General features: G+C 71.7%; 16 protein-coding genes. 8 read left to right on the forward strand and 8 right to left on the reverse strand.

What is annotated here, in order from left to right; genetic code table 11:
- Nucleotides 1-51: 51 nt before the first annotated feature.
- Nucleotides 52-2,436 (reverse strand): VWA domain-containing protein, encoded by a 2,385-nt coding sequence (locus KF837_06490; GenBank protein MBX3226940.1) that lies wholly within the window; start codon nt 2,434-2,436, stop codon nt 52-54.
- 100 nt (nt 2,437-2,536) lie between these two features.
- Between KF837_06490 and KF837_06495 the strand changes: the two genes are divergently transcribed.
- Nucleotides 2,537-2,986 (forward strand): hypothetical protein, encoded by a 450-nt coding sequence (locus KF837_06495; protein ID MBX3226941.1) that lies wholly within the window; start codon nt 2,537-2,539, stop codon nt 2,984-2,986.
- A gap of 18 nt (nt 2,987-3,004) precedes the next feature.
- On the opposite strand, the gene KF837_06500 is transcribed toward KF837_06495, so the two are convergent.
- The 3 genes from KF837_06500 to KF837_06510 form a co-directional block, all read right to left on the reverse strand.
- Nucleotides 3,005-4,258 carry a metallophosphoesterase gene (locus KF837_06500; protein MBX3226942.1) on the reverse strand — a complete coding sequence of 418 codons (1,254 nt, stop codon included), beginning with the start codon at nt 4,256-4,258 and terminating at the stop codon, nt 3,005-3,007.
- Between the two features lie 9 nt (nt 4,259-4,267).
- Nucleotides 4,268-4,741 carry a hypothetical protein gene (locus KF837_06505; GenBank protein MBX3226943.1) on the reverse strand — a complete coding sequence of 158 codons (474 nt, stop codon included), beginning with the start codon at nt 4,739-4,741 and terminating at the stop codon, nt 4,268-4,270.
- 132 nt (nt 4,742-4,873) lie between these two features.
- Entirely contained in the window at nt 4,874-5,266 is a 393-nt protein-coding gene (locus KF837_06510; protein ID MBX3226944.1) for a universal stress protein, read from the reverse strand.
- Between the two features lie 93 nt (nt 5,267-5,359).
- On the opposite strand from KF837_06510, the gene KF837_06515 reads away from it, so the two are divergent.
- Entirely contained in the window at nt 5,360-6,721 is a 1,362-nt protein-coding gene (locus KF837_06515) for a BamA/TamA family outer membrane protein (protein MBX3226945.1), read from the forward strand.
- Here KF837_06515 and KF837_06520 read toward each other — a convergent pair.
- Nucleotides 6,705-7,982, reverse strand: coding sequence for a HAMP domain-containing histidine kinase (locus KF837_06520; protein ID MBX3226946.1), 1,278 nt, complete (start codon nt 7,980-7,982; stop codon nt 6,705-6,707). The genes KF837_06515 and KF837_06520 overlap by 17 nt on opposite strands.
- Before the next feature lie 2 nt (nt 7,983-7,984).
- Entirely contained in the window at nt 7,985-8,662 is a 678-nt protein-coding gene (locus KF837_06525) for a response regulator transcription factor (protein ID MBX3226947.1), read from the reverse strand.
- Nucleotides 8,663-8,781: 119 nt separating this feature from the next.
- On the opposite strand from KF837_06525, the gene KF837_06530 reads away from it, so the two are divergent.
- From KF837_06530 to KF837_06540, 3 genes are all read left to right on the forward strand, one after another.
- Nucleotides 8,782-9,813 (forward strand): deoxyhypusine synthase family protein, encoded by a 1,032-nt coding sequence (locus KF837_06530; protein MBX3226948.1) that lies wholly within the window; start codon nt 8,782-8,784, stop codon nt 9,811-9,813.
- 227 nt (nt 9,814-10,040) lie between these two features.
- Nucleotides 10,041-10,421, forward strand: a complete 381-nt coding sequence (locus tag KF837_06535; GenBank protein MBX3226949.1) for a transcriptional repressor — start codon at nt 10,041-10,043, stop codon at nt 10,419-10,421.
- Between the two features lie 292 nt (nt 10,422-10,713).
- Nucleotides 10,714-11,325, forward strand: coding sequence for a VWA domain-containing protein (locus KF837_06540; protein MBX3226950.1), 612 nt, complete (start codon nt 10,714-10,716; stop codon nt 11,323-11,325).
- 177 nt (nt 11,326-11,502) lie between these two features.
- Here KF837_06540 and KF837_06545 read toward each other — a convergent pair whose 3' ends face one another.
- Nucleotides 11,503-11,820 (reverse strand): hypothetical protein, encoded by a 318-nt coding sequence (locus KF837_06545; protein ID MBX3226951.1) that lies wholly within the window; start codon nt 11,818-11,820, stop codon nt 11,503-11,505.
- Between KF837_06545 and KF837_06550 the strand changes: the two genes are divergently transcribed.
- A complete protein-coding gene (locus tag KF837_06550; protein ID MBX3226952.1) occupies nt 11,810-12,808 on the forward strand; it encodes a hypothetical protein in 999 nt (332 codons plus the stop codon). The genes KF837_06545 and KF837_06550 overlap by 11 nt on opposite strands.
- A 37-nt stretch (nt 12,809-12,845) precedes the next feature.
- Here KF837_06550 and KF837_06555 read toward each other — a convergent pair whose 3' ends face one another.
- Nucleotides 12,846-14,045 (reverse strand): hypothetical protein, encoded by a 1,200-nt coding sequence (locus tag KF837_06555; GenBank protein ID MBX3226953.1) that lies wholly within the window; start codon nt 14,043-14,045, stop codon nt 12,846-12,848.
- A gap of 64 nt (nt 14,046-14,109) precedes the next feature.
- Here KF837_06555 and KF837_06560 point away from each other — a divergent pair, with 64 nt between their 5' ends.
- Together KF837_06560 and KF837_06565 are read left to right on the forward strand one after the other, a co-directional pair.
- Nucleotides 14,110-16,257, forward strand: coding sequence for a TonB-dependent receptor (locus tag KF837_06560; protein MBX3226954.1), 2,148 nt, complete (start codon nt 14,110-14,112; stop codon nt 16,255-16,257).
- Nucleotides 16,254-17,006, forward strand: coding sequence for a hypothetical protein (locus tag KF837_06565; protein MBX3226955.1), 753 nt, complete (start codon nt 16,254-16,256; stop codon nt 17,004-17,006). The genes KF837_06560 and KF837_06565 overlap by 4 nt, the downstream gene beginning before the upstream one ends.
- The last annotated feature ends 28 nt before the right edge of the window (nt 17,007-17,034 follow it).

The raw sequence follows: 17,034 nt of genomic DNA on the forward strand, positions 1-17,034 counted from the left end.
GTCGAGCGCCTGCGCGCGCACCACGGGATCGCTGCCCACGCCGCGCGCGTACTACGCGGCGGCGAGGCGTTCGACGTGCGCCCGCACCGCGGGCTCGCTGCCGAAGGTGACCTCCAGCGCCGAGCCCTTCGCCGCGAGCTCGATCTCGCTCCGCGTCCGCTTCCCCGTCGCGAGGAGCCACGCGACTCCGAGCGCGAGCTCGCGCAGCTTCACGTCGGTCGCGCGGTTCGCGGTGATGCGCGCGAGGAGCGCGTCGATCGCCTTCTTGATCTGGGCGCCGTGGATCATGTGGCGGCTCGAGAGCCCGAGCCGCACGAGCTGGAGCATCGCCTCGACGGTGACGTCGACCGGATCGCGCCCCGGCGACTCCCAGAGCCCCGACGCGGCCTGCCGCGAGAGGATCCCGAGCACCGGATCGCTCGACGACGGCGGAGCGGCGGCGACCTCGTCGGCCTCGTACGTCGGCGCCGGGCACGGCGGCGGGTACGCCGGCGCCGAGCGCGCCGGCATGATCATGCTCCGCGACGCGGCCGGAGGCGCGCTCATCGCGAACGATCGCGGCGGCGGAGGCGCGGCCCGCCGCGCGCGGGCGCTCATCGGGCTCGGCATCCCCGCGGCCGGGCGCGGCGACATCAACGTCCCGCGCGTGACGCCGCCGGTGTGCCTGCTCCGCGACGTCGCCCAGCCCGCCGGCGGCGCGACGGGGACGACGCGCGTCTCCGGCTGCGCGTTCATGCGGCGGTCGCCGGTCCGCTTCTCCACGACGACGAACGACGTGTACTTCGACGAGACGCCGTACGTCTGCGCGAGCGTCACGATGCGCTCCTTCATCGTCTCGGCGCGACGGCCGCCGACGTTCGCGCGCTCGAGATCGCGGATCCGCGCCTGCGCCCAGAGCTTCTCGATCGCGGGCCGCTCCGTCTCGTGCTCGAGATCGACGAGGACCTCGACGTAGAACGGCTCGCCGTCACGCAGCCCTCGGATCTCGATCGCGCCGCGTCCCGATTGCTCGTAGCGCGCGAAGAAGGCGCACGGCTCGCCGTCGACGAGGACACGTCCCTCCGCCGGCGCGATCTCGCCGAGCTCGATCCCGCGCGCCTTGATCCGGAGATCGGTGACGCGCGCCGCCGTCGCGCGCGCGAACTGCGCGACGACCTTCTCGTCGATGCGCTCCCCCGGATGGATGTGCTCCACCGCGCCGGCGGTGCGGTCGGCGAGATCGGTGAGGAGCGCGTCGGAGACGTTGCTCCCGATCCCGAACGAGTACACGCGAGCGCTGCCGCGCGCCGCCATGAACGCGTCGGAGATCTCCGCCTCGTTCGCGACCTCTCCGTCGGTGAGGAGCACGATGACCCCGTCGGGCGCGAGCCGCGCCGCCTCGAGCATCGGCGCGAGCAGCTCCGTCCCTCCGCGCGCGTCGATCCCTCCGATCCACGCGTCGACCTTCGCGAGCGTCGCCGGACCGTACGGCACGAGCTCGTTCGCGAACGGCTCGATCGCGGTGTCGAACGCGAGCACGTTGAAGCGATCGCCCTCCCGCAGCTGGCGGAGGCAGAGCCTGAGCGCCGTGCGCGCCTCCGCCATCGCGGCGCCGCCCATCGAGCCGGAGCGATCGATCACGAACACGAGCTGACGCGCCCGCGGCGCCTCCTTCGAGGCCCCGAGATCGGGCACGAGCATCACCGCGAGCGTCCCCGTCTCGCCGCGCTCGCGGTGGCAGACCGAGCTCGCGATCGGCGCCGCCGCGTCCGCGCTCTTCTTCGCCGACGCGTAGATCACGACGTCGCGATCGAGCGCGACGTCGGCCTGGCGGAGCCGCGCGCGCGTCTTGCCGCCGTCGTTCACCGTCTCGATCGCGTGCGACGGGCTCTCGACGTCGACCTCGGCGCCGAGGTCGAACGTGACCTCGAGGTCGAGCCCGTACGTCGCGGCGCCGATCGGCGGAGAGACGCGCTCCGCGTCGACGACGCTCGCCGCGACGTAGCGCGGCGCGACGAGGGTCGGGATCGACCACCTCACCGCGCCCTCGTCGGCGAGGAGCGGCTCGACGTACTGCACCTCGATCGTGGTCTCCTCGCCGGGGAGCAGGTTCCCGATCGCCGCGCTCCACACGTTCGGCCGCGCCTGCTCAAGGAGCGCGCCGCCGTGCCCCGCCGCGACCGCCTCGTCGTACCGGCGGAACGCGTCTCCCTTCTCTTGAACCATGCCCTCGAGACGGCGCCCCGCGCACGTCATCGCGAAGCCGGTGACGACGCTCTTGCTCGGCAGCGGGAACGTGTACGTCGCCTCGATCGCGTGCGCCTCGCCGTTCTTGTACCGCTGGCGCACCGTCGCGCACGCGTAGCCGGCGACGACCTCGGCGCGCACCTCCACGCCGACGAGGGGCACCTTCGTTCCGTCCGCTGCCTCGAGCACCGCGTGTGTCTCCGTCCTCATCGGGTCTCCTCCGGTCGCAAGCTCCGCCCAACTGACGAGCCGCGTCCGCGCGTCTGACGGTTTTTTGACCAGGGCGCGGCCGACCTAGTACATGCGGGGGATGCTCTCTCTCCGCCGGACCGCCCTCGTCGCGCTCGCCGCGGCGGCGTTCGGCGTCGCGCTCGCCTTCACCCCGGCGTGCGGCACCGATCCGGTCGGCGTCGAGTCCTGCCAGAAGATCGAGAAGGTCCGCTGCGAGAGCGCGCCCGCGTGCAACATCCCGCTCCGCCGTCCGGTCCACAACGGCGACTCGGCGGAGGCCGACGTCGCGGCGTGCATTCGCTACTACGACGATCAGTGCCTCCACGGCCTCGCGCTCGCGCGCGATCCGGGCCCCCAGATCGTCGACGCGTGCGTGAACGCGATCATCAACGGCGACTGCGGCATCGTCGCGGAGCCGCAGCGGTACCCCGAGTGCGCCTTCCTCGCGCCGAGCGACGCCGACGCGGCGGCGGACGCCGAGCCCGACACGCTCCCGACCTTCGGCGATCCCGACGCGACCCCGCAGTAGCGTCGCTCCCCGTCACGCTCACTCGTCGTCGTCTTCTTCGTCGTCCTCGACGTCGATCGTGATCTCCCGCGTGATCTCGAGCGCGCCTTCCATCAGCGCGCCGAGCTCGGTCGGGTCTTCGTCCTGGTCCATCGCCTCGACCGGGACGCGGACGCGCTCGGCGTGCATTCGGCCGTCGAGCTCGACGCGCCAGAACGAAGGCTCGTCGCCGCTCCGGCACCCGAGCGTGAGCGAAGGCGACGCGAGGATCTTGAAGTTGCTGCCCGCGGGCTGCCGCTGCTCGCTCACGTGGCGGTGACCGTGCATCACCGCGGTGATGCCGACCTCGTCGAAGACCTCGGCCGCGGATCGCGCGTCGTCGAGGCGCATGCCGATCTCGCTCGGCGCGCGCCGCCCGACGCCGTGCGGGAGCGGCACGACGTGATGGTGGAGCAGCGCGATGCGGTGGCGCGCGCCCTTCCACTCCGGCGAGCGACCGAGCTCGCGGAGGTACTCGAGCTGCGCCTGTCCGAGCCCGCCGTTGTGGCGATAGAAGCGCCGCTGCGGCCGCGCGCACGAGTCGAGGCCGACGAGGACGGTGTTCGCCTGGGGGAGGTGCCGGACCCACGCGCCTGTCGCGTGCAGCTCGAGGCCGAGGCGCGCGGCGAACGCGTTCCACGCCGCGCGCTTCGTGGCGTGGGTGGGCTTGGGCCGCCCGCTGCCGCGCATCGGAAACAGATAAAGGTCGTGGTTGCCGGGAATGGCGAAGAGCATCCCCTTGTCCTTCCACCGCGCGAACGCCGCTTCGATCAGCTCGTACCCCACGCCGTCGTCGGTGAGGTCGCCGGTGATGCACACCGCGTCGGCGCCCGCCTCCTCGATCGCCGCCGCCGCGCGCAAGAGCCGCAGGTTCGAGTTGCGCGGCGTCCCCTCGAAGAGGACGCGGAGCGCGCCGGGGCTCGGGAGGTGCTCCGCGAGCACCGCCGCCTTCCGCGCTTCGAGGCGACAGGCCTTCGCCGCCGCGCGCTCGATCGGATCGAGGAGCCCTTTCCCTTCTTTCACGGAAGGGATCGGGTGGGCGTAGCTCTCGGGATCGACGAGCGCGATCTTGGCGCGGCGTTTCCCGCGCTCGTGGACGACGCGCCAGCCCGCCTCTTCCCACACGGTCTCGTAGCGCTTGGGATCGACGGCGACGACGTTCGCGCTCCGCTTCACGATGCGGAGCCGGTCGTGGAACGTATCGCCGAACTCGGAGACGTGGAGGTCCGAGACGTGGGCGAGGACGAAGCTCACATTCCCGGCTCACATTCCCGCGAGGATCTTGTAGCTCTCCCCTTCAGGAATGAGCTCGAGCCGATTGTCCGCGACGGTGTGCTTCCACTCCTCGCCCTTGAGGCCGGGGATGCGGTAGCTCGCGGAGTACGTGTACTCGACGAAGACGCGCTTGTTCTCGCTCACGGTGACCTTGCGATACCGGATCTCGTACCGGATCGTCTGCGTCTTCACGAACGTCGAGGTGAGGTAGTCCTTGAGGCCGTCGTAGTCGATGTCGTCCTCGGGGTTCGTGTTGCCGCCGTCTTCGTAGTAGCGGGGGCTCGCCATCACGAGGAGGCGTCCGACGTCCTTGTCCTCGACCGCGTGCCGGTACTCCTCGCAGTACGCCACGACCTTCCGATTGGCGCTCGTATCCTCGACGTCGGTGTTCGGAATGTACGTCTTCGAGCACGCAGGCAGAGCCGCCACCGCGAGCGCGGCACAAGCGAGGACCTTCTTCATCTCGGCCCCAGGATAACAGACCCGAGCCCCAGGCATTCCGAGAACCTGCACACACGGCGCAAGACGACGTCCGCGGCGACGAGCGCAGCCTACCTTCTGTCGTGACCTCCCATCGCCAGCACCGGTGCGGTCTCACACCGCCGCTGCAGATCTTCCGTCTCGGCTTGGGCGCGCGCCGGTCGAGACGACGAGGAGGTCCGCGTCCCAGCTCGTCGCGACGCGGACGATCTCCGGCGCGACGGCGCCGACGGAGACGAACACCTCGAACGGGCGGCGATGACCGTGGCTCGGCCCGATCGCCCGCAGCCGAGCCTCCGCCTCCGCGCGGAGCACCTTCACCGCCTCGAGGTCTCCGCTCAGCGCGGCCCGCGTCACGCGTGAGAGGTCGAGGACGTGAACGAACGCCAGGCTCGCGTGGGTGCAGCGCGCGAGCTCGAGCGCGGCGCGGATCGCCCCCGTCTCGGGCCCCATCCCAACCGCGACCAGGATCCGGCGCGCCGTCGGCGGTAAAGCTCCGTCGCTCATCGCTATGTCGTCCATAGCGACAACACCCTAACCGCTCCCAAACACGCGATTTCATGGCGTTGCATCCTGCCGGTTCGTAGCGAGGATGCAGCGATGCGCTCCTCCTTCGTGCTCGCCTCGCTCGTCGCCCTCGTCGCGCCGGACCTGGCGCGCGCCGACGAGCTTCGATCGCGGCCCGAGTCGTTACCCCACTACGTCTCGGAGCAAAAGCGAATGAGCGTGACCGACGCGGCGAAGAAGCGCGAGGGGTTCTTCGTCACCGGCCTCCCCTTCTTCAGCTCCGATCCGCTCAACGGCGTCGGCGGCGGCGCGACCGGATATATCCACTACAACGGGACGCGGAGCGATCCGTTCTTCGAATATACGTCGTACCGCGCGCGGCTCGGGCTGAAGGGCGAATACACCACCGGCAACGCGGCCGGGGTCTCGCTGAAGCTCGACGCGCCGTTCATCGCCAATACCGCGTGGCGCCTGAAGATCGACGGCAAGTTCGAGAGCACGCCGAACAACCTGTATTTCGGATTGACGGAGCGGACGCTCGAGCCATTTCCGGAGCACAAATACAGCACGTACGCCGCCTCCCTCGCCCGGTCGCGCCCCGGCGGCCCCGGCGAGGCGCCGGTCGTGACCGACAGCCTCCGGCACCTCTTCCTCGAGCGGGAGTGGATGCTGAACCTGAAGGGCGAGCGCGTGGTCCTCGACGGCAACTGGCGCGTCCTCGCCGGCTACGAGATCCAGCACCTCACCTACGAGACCTACGAGAACGTCCGCACGAACGGCGTCCCGAACGGCCGCTCGCTCCTCCGCGCCGACGCCGAGGCGGGCCGCGCGATCGGCCTCGCCGGCGGCCGCGTCTCGCTCGTCCAGCTCTCGCTCATGTACGATACGCGCGACTTCGACCCCGATCCGTACCGCGGATTCTTCTTCGAGTGGGGAAACGAGCACTCCGCCCGCTACACCGGCTCGGAATACACATTTCACAAGATGCTATTTCAGGCCCGGCACTATTTGCCAATCGCGCCGCGCGCGCTGAAGCGCACCCTCCTCGCGACGCGCGTCGGATATGGCACGATCATCAGCGGCGACGCGCCCTTCTTCGAATACCAGGATCAGTGGAGCGCCGAGGGCAGCATCCGCGCGCTCGGCGGTGCCCAGACGCTGCGCGGCTTCAAGGCCAATCGTTTCCTCGGGCGCACGGTGGGCTTCGTCAACATCGAATTTCGGACGCGTTTTGCCGATTTCGACTGGCTCGGACAGAACATCACCCTCACCGCCGCTCCGTTCCTCGATCTCGGCAGCATCGGGGACGAGGTGCTCCTCGTGAAGCCCACGATCCGCGCCGCCGCCGGCGCCGGCCTCCGCGTCGGCTGGAACCGCTCCACCGTCATCGTCGCCGACGCGGCCTTCTCGCGCGAGGACGCTCAGCTCTTCATCAACTTCAACCAGAGCTACTGACCGGGAAGCGGACCTCGAGCCGCGCGCCCTGCGGGTGACGCCGGCTCGCGAGAAGGCGCGCCTCGCCCGCGTGCCACCGCGCGACGTGGGCCACGAGCGCGAGGCCGAGCCCGTGGCCCGGCGCGCGGTTGCCCGGGATCCTCGCGAAGGGCTCGAACATGCGGGCGCGGTGCTCCTCGCTCACGCCGGGGCCGTCGTCGTCGATCGCGAGGACGGCGGTGTCTCCGTCGCGCGAGAGCTCGACGTCGACGCGCGAGGCGAGCTTCAGCGCGTTGGAGAGCCCGTTCGTCACGACGGAGCGCAGCGCGGCCGCGTCGCCGCGGACGAAGGCGTCCTCGTCGCCGTTCGCCTCCACCCGGGCGCGGTCGGCCTCGGGCAGGTCGGCGAGCACGTCGTCGACGACGTCGCGGAGCGACACGAGCTCGAACGACTCCGTGTTCTCCTCCGGCGTCGCGAGGACGAGGAGCCGCTCGGTGAGGGTCTGGAGCTGGTTCACCTTGCGGAGCGCGGTCGTGATCGCGGCGTCCGCGCCGGCGTCGGGCTTCTCGGCGAGGAGCTCGAGCTCGGCGCGGAGCGTGGTCAGCGGCGTGCGGAGCTCGTGCGCGGCGTTCGCGGCGAAGCGGGAGGAGCGCTCCACCGAGTCCTGCATCCGCGCGAGCGCGAGCCGGATCGTCGCGCGGAGCTCGTCGACCTCGAGGACGCCGTCGTCGGCGCCGAGATCGACCGCGGGGACGAGCGGCAGGCCCGCGATGCGCTCGCGGAGGCGAAGGAGCGGCGCGACCGCGCGACGGCTCAGCACCCGCGCGAGGAGCCACGCCACCGCGCCCGCGAACGTCGCGGCGGCGGCGGCGGCGAGCACGAGGAGCGCGACCGGCGTCGCGTGCGGCAACGACGCGACCGCGGTACCGCGGCGGCCGGCGACGGAGCAGACGCGATGTCCTGCCATGCTGGTGCAGGCCGTCACCGCGGGCACGTTGCGATCGCCCGTGACGACGCCGTCCGAGCCGTAGAGCGCGAGGCGCACCCCCGAGACGTTCGCCTCTTCTTGCTCCTCCGCGACCAGCGCCGCGAGCGACTCCGGCGGCGCGGCGTCGACCTCGTGAACGAGCTCGCCCGCGGCCGCTTCGAGGCGGCGATCGGTCGCGCGGAGGACGAGCGCGTCGGCGAAGACGCTGGAGGCCGCGGCCGCCGTCGCCGCGGCGAGGCCGGCGGAGGCGAACGCGGCCCACGACGCGCGCGTGGCGAGGCTCGTCGCGCGCACGCTCAGGTCTCCGCCCCGAAGGCGTAGCCCTCGCCGCGGATCGTGCGAACGACGCCGGCGCCGAGGCGCTTCCGCAGGCGCGCGACGAGGACCTCGAGGCTCTTGCCCGCCGCCTCCGTCGCCTCGCCCCACGCGTGCTCGAGCAGCATCGAGCGCGGGACGACGTCGCCGCGATGCGACGCGAGGATCTCGAGGATGACCCACTCGCGCGGCGTGACCGGGACCGCGACGTCGCTCCGCGTCGCCTGCCGCGCGCCGAAGTCGAGCACGAGGTCGCCGCGCAGCACCCTCGCCGCGCGCGTCGTCCCGACGAGCCCCGCCGTCGCGCGTCGCCCCAAGGCGCGGACGCGCGCGCGCAGCTCGGCGACCGCGAACGGCTTCGCGAGGTAGTCGTCCGCGCCGCCGTCGAGGCCGTGGACGCGCGCCGCGACGTCGGAGCGCGCGGTGAGGATCAGGATCGGAAACGCATACCCGTCCGCGCGGATCTGCCGGCACAGCTCGAGCCCCCCGCCGTCCGGCAGCGCGAGGTCGAGCACGAGCAGATGAGGCTCCTGCGTCGCGAGGAGCGCGCGCGTCGCAGCGACGGAGTCGGCCGGCACGACGACGTGCCCGTCGGCCGCGAGCGCGCGCCCGACGACGGAGAGCACGTCGGCGTCGTCGTCCACGACCATCACGCGCACCGCCGTAAGATACCGCGCGGACCGCGGCCCCATCGAAATCGCGCGGCTCGTCGTTTGGCCGCCGTTCAGCTTCGCCCCAGTAACACGTTTCTTCACGCGCGTGCTACGACGCCACCCCGATGGCATCCGCTCTCCCCACGCTCGAGCTCGTCCTTCGCAACTTCAAGAACTTCAACGCGCGTGCGACGCGTGACGCGCTCCTCGCGTACATCCGGCACGTCGACGCGGGTGGGAAGATGTTCTGGACGCTCGCGGGCGCGATGTCGTCGGCGCAGCTCGGAATCACGCTCGCGCCGGCGATCCGGGCGGGGCTCGTCCACGGGCTCTCCGTCACCGGCGCGAACCTCGAGGAGTCGCTGTTCCGCCTCGTCGCGCACCACGGCTACAAGGACTTCCCCGAGTACCGCTACCTCACGAAGCAGGACGACACGCGGATCTTGGACGAGCGGATGCGGCGCGTGACGGACACGAGCATCCCGGAGGACGAGGCGTTCCGCGCGGTCGAGAGGTTCATCGTGCCGATGTGGAAGGACGCGTCGGCCAAGGGTGAGCGCCGCTTCTGGCACGAGTACTTCTACGACCTCGTCCGGACGCTGCCGAAGGACCTCCACGAGGGCAGCGCCGACGAGTGCTGGCTCCTCGCCGCCGCGAACGCGAAGCTCCCGATCGTCGTCCCCGGCTACGAGGACTCGACCTTCGGCAACATCTTCGCTTCGCACGTGAAGCTCGGTGAGCACAGCGCGAGCATCTCGAAGTCGGGCATCGAGTACATGGCGGCGTTCTACGACCAGTACCGCGAGCTCTCGACCGGCCCGGGCCTCGGGTTCTTCCAGATCGGCGGCGGCATCGCGGGCGACTTCCCGATCTGCGTCGTCCCCTCGCTGAAGCACGACCTCGAGACGCCGGTGAAGCCGTGGGCGTACTTCTGCCAGATCTCCGACTCGACCACGTCGTACGGCTCGTACTCCGGCGCGACGCCGAACGAGAAGATCACGTGGGACAAGCTCACCGCCGAGACGCCGATGTTCGTGATCGAGTCCGACGCCACGATCGTCGCCCCGCTCATGCTCTCCGCCCTCCTCGAGTACGCCCAGCACCCCACCGACGCGAAGGCGCTCATCGACCGCCACCGGCCACGCGCAAGGGGGTAGCCCAGGGTCGTCACCGACCTTGCCCGGGTCGCGTCACGATCGACGGCTGCAACTTGGATGCAGAAGCGGTACAGTTCACGGGACATGCAATTGAGGAAGCGATACCGCGTGCTCAGGAGCGTCCGTCCGTGAAAGCAAAGACCAAGGCAGGATCCGCGCCGAGCAAGCGCGGGGCGACGAGCATCCCGAGCGTGAAGGAGCTGCAAGCTCTCATCCGTGGTGCCGGGATGCGCAGCACGGCGTCGCGCATCGCGGTGCTCGAGCATTTCTACGAGCATGGCGGGCGCAAGAGCCACGCCGACATGTTCCAGGCGCTCGAGGGCCGTGGCTTCGACCGGGCCACGATCTACCGAATCCTCATGGACCTCGCCGACGCGAAGATCCTCTCGCGCACGGATCTCGGCGACCACGTCTGGCGCTTCGAGCTCCTGCGAGAGGGAGCCGGCGACCACGGCGAGGAGCATCCCCATTTCGTGTGCGTCGACTGCGGACAGCTCTCGTGTCTGCCCGACCTCACCGTCGAGCTGTCCGGCCGACGACCACCAAAGGCCATCGCCGCGAAGAAGGTCGCGATCCAGCTCAAGGGCGTCTGCGACGCCTGCAGCTGATCGCTACGAGCGCCGGGACGGCCGAACGCACCTCGTACGACCGCCGGGGACGCGATCCGAATTGGCCGGGCGTCGCGTGAGCCAAGGCGGATGGCGGCAGCGGGTCAGTCTCTTCATGTTGCTTCGTGGCTCGAGCGTCTGTGGTGTGGTGCTCGCAGTGGCTTGCGGCGCGCCGGAGCGAGGTGTGTCGAGCACGCCGCCGGCGCCATCATCGAAGGCGCCAGCAGCGACCGCGATGCCGTCGACGACAGCGCCTTCGACGACAGCGCCTTCGACGATGGCGCCTTCGACGATGGCCGTGGAGGGGGTCGATGCGGGGGTGTCGGCGGAGGTCGCAGGGTCGGCGGAGCCGCCGGTGGTAGTGGGGACGTGCACCGGGACGGGGCTCGTGCTCCTGATCGATCGGTCCGGATCGATGAGCGGTCTTCCGATGGAGATGGCGAAGAGCTCCGCCGTCGCTGCGGTGAAGGTGCTCGGTCCGGCCGACTGCTTCGAGCTCGTCGCGTTCGACAGCGCGCCGGAGCGCGTCGTGCCGCTCACGGCGGTGGCCAATCGAGCGGCGCTCGAGGCCTCCATCGCGAAGGTGACCGCGGGTGGAGGGACCGAGCTCGCGACGACGCTCGCGTGGGCGCGACGCGACATCGGCGGCGCGCCGCGTGCGAAGCGGCGGCTCGTGATCCTGCTGACCGACGGCCAGGCCTCGAGCAACGGCACGCGCGAGCTCGCCGAAGCGATCGCCCGCGACGGTGTCACCGTGACCACGATCGGCCTCGGCGGCGGCGTGGACGAATCGCTCCTCCGCGCGATCGCAGAGGCCGGCCACGGCCGCTTCCACAAGATCACCGATCCGACACGCCTCCCCTCCACCGTCCGCAACGAGCTCACGTATGGCGCTTCCCCGTAGCGACCGCAACCAGCTCGCGCGTGGCCTCCCCGTCCGAGCGGCATCGAGTTCGAGCGCACGCCGTTCGTGGCGGCGGATTGCGGAGCGCTGGCACCGGGACGGCGGCGGTAGCGACCGATCCAAATCGACGGAACAGCCCACGCATATTTACATATGAATATCTATTTCAATTCATTGCTACTTATAGCCGCGTCGCGCCCGCCCGAGCGCGACGGCGAACGCTGTGGCGAGAAGGAGGCCGAGAGAGCCCGGGGGCGCGTGGCCTTGCGCCGCGCAGCCGGCGTCGGCGGTGTCGCTCGTGCCCGCGTCGGCGGACGGCCCGGGCGGAGTCGGCTCGAGGGCGATCTCGAGGGTGACGGTCGCGAGCGCGCTGAGGCTCGGCACGGCGCGGTTTCCCGGCTCGAAGTAGAGGGCTTGGACGGCGGCGGCCGACACGCCTGCGTCGTCGCAGAGCCCGAGGGAGCGCACCGGCACGTCGACCCCGGTGCTCGACACGAGCGGCAGCACCTCGAGTCGCGTGCACGTCGCGGTCGATCCGGATCGCGACGTCGGCGGCGCGCAGTCGAACCCGGACGGCGCGGTCCAGAGCTCCAGCGACGCGTTCGCGGCGAAGTCGGACATCGCCACGTCGAAGCGGACCGTGCCGTCCTCGCTCTCGCTCACGCGCCTCGGCGAGAGAGACTACGAGCTGTGGATCGACGCGATCGGGCCCCGAGACGGAGCCGCCGCGATCACGCTCCGTCTCTCGTCGCACGCGCCGTGGGCTCCGACCGCGATCGTCCCCGGCGTGAACGAGGTGACGATCGCGGACGCAGCCGGGCGCTCGCACGTCCTCTCCGTGCGCGACGCACTCGAAGAACGCGAGGCGCTCGGCTGGCGGGAGGGACCGCTCCTCGAGATCGTCGAGAAGCGCGCGGCGATGGCGTGCCTCGGGACGCGGCTCGTTCCGGTGCGACCCGATCGGCGCTCCGACAACGGCTCCGTCCTCCACGGCGCGATCCGGCCCGCGATCGTCGCCGCGCGCGCGGGCGAGCTCTCGATCTTCGACGGATCGTCCACGCGCACGATCGCGATCCCGCTCGGCCTCGGCGACTTCGTCGCGATCGAGTCGCCGTTCGGCTCCGATCGCGCTCCCCTCCTCCTCGAGATGACCGTCGGCGACCTGCGACCGATGGTCTGGTGGTGCGCCCGCGAGACCGCGTGGCTCGGGTTTCGACTGCGCGACGAGCTCGTGCCGCAGGTGGCGATCACGGTGCCCGGTCGCGGCGTCCTCCTCGCCGGCGCCGTGGCGGCGACGAAGCTCGCCGTCCACAAGCTCGTCGTCCGGCGAGGTCGCCTCGCGCGCGATCGTCTCGTCGAGCTCCCCGACGGCGTCGCGTTCCTCCGCGACCGCAGCCATCGCCGCGTCTGGACGTTGTGCCTATCCCCCGGCGCGACGGAGCCAACCATCCAGCCGCTCGCGCTCCGAGGCACGGACGGCTGACGCGCCCCTCCCACGTCGAGGTGGTCCATGCGCGAGGTCACTCCGAGAGATCGTCGTTCGCGGTGCCGAGGTCGGCGTTTCGAGCGTCGAGGCCGAGGACGGCGACCGCGCGCGGCGCGCCGCCGAGCGCGATCCGGCGCGCCTCGCGGCCCGCGATCGTGTCGACCTCGACGAGCTCGCCCGTCGCCGGCGAGCTCACCCACGCGCGCCCCGGCGTCGCCGCGAGCGACGGACGAACAGGAGCGTCGCAGTCGAACGGCGCCGTCACCGGCGTGGACGTGAGGCGGCGGCGCGCCGCGACGTCGTAGCGGACGACGGCGCCGCTCGCGGTCAAGACGGTCGCGTACGGACCCGATCCGATCTCGAGCGTCGCGTCGCAGAGGTCCGGCTCGGCGTCGATCGCGAACGCCGCGCGCGCGTCGGTGTCGACGATCGTGAGCTTGGCCGGCGCGCCGAGCGCCAGCATCAACGCCTGGCGGTGGAGGCCGGCGAGCCCCTTCCGCGCCGGCGCGTCGGGGAACGGGATGACGGCGCCCGCGACGCGATCGGCGCCGACGACCACGAAGCCGTCGCGGCACGTGAACGTCGCGGCGCTCCCGTTGCTCGCCGCGAGCTCGACCTCCGGACACGACGACAGCGACGACGGGCTCGCGTCCGGGGCGACGAGATCGACGCCGCTCGCGCCGCCCGCGAGGATCGCGCCCGCGTGCGCGACGGCGACGCTCCGGGCCGCGCCGCTCGCCGCGCGCGCGACGTCGGTCTTCGCCTGGAGCCACGGATCCTCCGCGAACGTCGCGACCGCGCCGGTCGGGCCGCGGTAGACGATGGACCACTTCGCGTCGCCGAAGAGCGGGGCCGCGCCCGTCGCCTCGGCCTCCGGCGGAGGCGCCAGCGGCGGACCGAGGAGCTGCGCGGCGGACTTGAAGATGTGGATGTGGTCCTTGTGCGGGATCACGCTCACGCCGCCGGAGAGGACGCGCGCGACCGCCTCCGGCTGCACCACGATCGCGGTCTCGCCGGTGTACGACGCGACGAGGCTCGCGGCGGGCCGCTCGAGCGCGACGCGGCCGACGACCTCCCGATCCGCGACGTCGTAGACCACGACCTCGGGCGCGTTCGCGTCCGCGACGGCGACCCGGACGCGGAGGCGCGACGGATGTTCGCTCGCCGGAGGGGCGTCTCCCCCGTCGTCGCCGCAGGCGGCGAGCGCGAGACCAAGCGCGAGGAGGTATCGCATCGCGTTGCAACTATAACATCTTGGTCGCAAAAACAATCCACAACGACTAGCGTCCACGTTGAAAATGATCCGGTGCGCGGTCAGCCTCGGGCTCTGCCTCGCCGTCCTCGCGCGCGCAGGCCTCGCCCGCGCGGACGTCACCGTCAACGGCGTGCGACGGGCGGAGCCGAGCGCGGCGAGCCACATGGACATCGAGGTCGGCGCGCTCGCGGACGTGCCGCGGCGCAACGCGGAGCAGCTCCTCACCCTCGCGCCCGGCGTCTTCCTGTCGAACCCGTCCGGCGAGGGGCACGCCTCGACCATCTTCTTGCGCGGGTTCGACGCCGGCGAGGCGCAGGACATCGAGCTCAAGCTCGAAGGGATCCCGATCAACGAGCCCTCGAACGCGCACGCGCACGGCTACGGCGACACGCACTTCATCATCCCGGAGCTGGTCGAGCGGCTGCAGGTGATCGAGGGCCCGTTCGATCCACGGCAGGGCGACTTCGCCGTCGCGGGCAGCATGGACTACCGCCTCGGCCTCGCCTCGCGCGGCGTGAGGGCGAAGGCCGGCTACGGATCGTTCCACACGCGGCGGCTCCTCGCGCTGTGGGGGCCCGCGGGGACGTCGCGCGGCACCTTCGCCGGCGTCGACTTCGTCGAAGGAGACGGCTTCGGCCCCAACCGCGCGCACTCCGCGACGCGCTTCATGGGCCGCTACGAGCTCGCGCTCGGGCACGGCTACGAAGCGGCGCTCCTCGCGACGAGCTACGTCGCGCGCTTCGACGCGGCCGGCGTCATCCGCCAGGACGACTACGAGGCGCGGAGGCTCTCCGCCTGCGCGCCGGCGGAGGAGGCGCAGTTCTTCTGTCTCCACGATCGCAACCAGGGCGGCGGCGTCGGCCGGCACGGCGCGGTGCTGCACGTCGCGAAGAGGAGCGCCGAGAGCTCCTTCGAGCAGAGCCTCCACGTCTCGCTGCGCGATCTCCGCATCCGCCAGAACTTCACCGGCTTCACCGTCGACGTGACGCCGGCGAACGATCCGCAGCGCGGCGACGGCCTCGAGCAGAGCTACCACGCGACGACGATCGGGGCGCGCGGCTCCTACCGCCGTCGCCACGCGGCGCTCGGCCGGCAGCACGAGGTCGAGCTCGGGTACTTCGCGCGGCACGACGTCGCCGACTCCGAGGCGCGCCGCCTCCGCTTCGCCGACGGCGTGCCGTATCGCGTCGACTCGGACAACGCGCTCCGGATCACGAACCTCGGCGCCTACGCCGCCGGCCGCTTCACCCCGCTCGAGCGCCTCGTGCTCCGCGGCGGCGTCCGCCTCGAGACGTTCGCGTTCGGCGTGACGGACGAGAACCGCCCCGCGACGGATCGCTCCGGCGCGCGCCTCACCTCCGAGAACGTCGAGGCGTTCGGGCTCGCGGTGCAGCCGAAGCTCTCCGCCGACCTCGCGCTCACGCGTCACGTCCGCCTCGTGACGAGCTTCGGGATCGGCACCCGCTCGAGCGACGCGCAGGCGCTGTCGCAGGGCGAGTTCGCGCCCTTCGCGCGGGTCCGGGCGCTCGAGTCGGGCGTCGTCGCGAAGGCCTACGAGCACGGCGGCTTCAGCCTCGACGCGCGCGCGATCGCGTACCACACGCGCGTCGAGCGGGACCTCCTCTTCGACGAGGTGGCGGGGCGCAACACGTCGATCGGCGCCTCGAACCGCTTCGGCGCGCTCGGCGCAGCGCGGCTGCGATCGCCGCTCGGCCTCGACCTCCAGTCGAGCCTCACCTACGCCGAGGCGTACCTGCCGCCCGCGGGCGCCTCGACGTTCGACCTCACCGCGGGCGTGCGGCTCCCGTACATCCCGCGCTGGGTCGGGCGCGTCGACGCCTCGCTCCACCGCTCGTTCGTCATCGCCGGGCGTCGCTTCCACGGCGGCGTCGCCGCCGGCCTCTCCTACGTCGGGCCGCGTCCGCTGCCGTTCGGACAGCTCGGTCCGGCCTACGGCACCGTCGACGCGGGGCTCAAGCTCCGGCACGGCATGTTCGAGGCGGGACTCGACGTGACGAACCTCCTCGATCGCCGGAACAAGATCGCGATCTACAACTACGCCTCGAGCTTTCGGGGGCCCGACGCCTTTCCGTCGCGGGTGACGCAGCAACACTTCGCCGCCGGCCCGCCGCGCGTCGCGATGGCGACGCTCACGGTCTGGTTCGACGCGGAGAAAGGACAGGAGCCATGAACGTTCGCGCGCCCATCCTCCTCGCCGGCCTCTGCCTCGCGCTCTCGTGCGACGCCGCGACGGGCGGACGCGAGGTCCGCTACGACCTCGCGGCGACGTCCGCGGCGGTGAGCACGTTCCACACCGCGGCCGGTTGGGACGTGACGCTGAGCGAGGCGTGCGTCTCGCTCGGCCCGATCTACGTGTTCTCCGGCGAGCCGACCGCGCGCTCCACGCTCTACGACTGGCTCGTCCCCTCGGCGCACGCGCACCCCGGCGTGGACCATTTCGCGGGCGGAGAGGCGCGCGGGGAGTGGCTCGCGACCGTCGCCGTCGACGCGCTCGCGAGCGCGCCCGTGCACGTCGGGCGCTTGAGCGGCCCCGCCGGCCCGGCGCGCACGCTCTCGCTCTACCTCTCGCCGCCGCGGCCGGAGACGGCGGGCCCGGCGGGGTGCCTTCGCGGTCACCAGGCCTACGTCGTCGGGATCGCGCAGCGCGACGGCGTCACCGTCGCGTTCGAGGGCGGCCTCGACATCGAGGAGGCCGGCAACCGGCGGCGGATCCAGGTGCCGGTCTCGTTCGAGGTCGACGACGGGGCCACGCTCGCCGTCCTCGTCGATCCGCGGCCATGGCTCGACGAGGTGCGCTTCGACGACCTCACCGTGACGGAGCCGGGGGGGCGCGCGACGATCGCGGCCGAGTCGCAGGCGCGCGTGGCCTGGTTCCTCGGGGTGCAGCGGGCGAGCGCGTTCTCGGCCCGGATTCACTAACAAACGAATTGCAAAAATATCTCCGTTG

Origin of the sequence: Labilithrix sp., from assembly GCA_019637155.1 — a bacterium.
In the GTDB taxonomy this organism is placed as follows: domain Bacteria; phylum Myxococcota_A; class Polyangia; order Polyangiales; family Polyangiaceae; genus Labilithrix.

Excerpts from the sequence above, each read along its gene's own strand:
- KF837_06555 (MBX3226953.1), bottom strand. The coding sequence starts at position 14,045 with ATGCGATACCTCCTCGCGCTTGGTCTCGCGCTCGCCGCCTGCGGCGAC.
- KF837_06510 (MBX3226944.1), bottom strand. The coding sequence starts at position 5,266 with ATGAGCGACGGAGCTTTACCGCCGACGGCGCGCCGGATCCTGGTCGCG.
- KF837_06535 (MBX3226949.1), top strand. The coding sequence starts at position 10,041 with ATGCGCAGCACGGCGTCGCGCATCGCGGTGCTCGAGCATTTCTACGAG.
- KF837_06530 (MBX3226948.1), top strand. The coding sequence starts at position 8,782 with ATGGCATCCGCTCTCCCCACGCTCGAGCTCGTCCTTCGCAACTTCAAG.
- KF837_06540 (MBX3226950.1), top strand. The coding sequence starts at position 10,714 with ATGGCCGTGGAGGGGGTCGATGCGGGGGTGTCGGCGGAGGTCGCAGGG.
- KF837_06515 (MBX3226945.1), top strand. The coding sequence starts at position 5,360 with ATGCGCTCCTCCTTCGTGCTCGCCTCGCTCGTCGCCCTCGTCGCGCCG.
- KF837_06505 (MBX3226943.1), bottom strand. The coding sequence starts at position 4,741 with ATGAAGAAGGTCCTCGCTTGTGCCGCGCTCGCGGTGGCGGCTCTGCCT.
- KF837_06565 (MBX3226955.1), top strand. The coding sequence starts at position 16,254 with ATGAACGTTCGCGCGCCCATCCTCCTCGCCGGCCTCTGCCTCGCGCTC.
- KF837_06490 (MBX3226940.1), bottom strand. The coding sequence starts at position 2,436 with ATGAGGACGGAGACACACGCGGTGCTCGAGGCAGCGGACGGAACGAAG.
- KF837_06560 (MBX3226954.1), top strand. The coding sequence starts at position 14,110 with ATGATCCGGTGCGCGGTCAGCCTCGGGCTCTGCCTCGCCGTCCTCGCG.
- KF837_06495 (MBX3226941.1), top strand. The coding sequence starts at position 2,537 with ATGCTCTCTCTCCGCCGGACCGCCCTCGTCGCGCTCGCCGCGGCGGCG.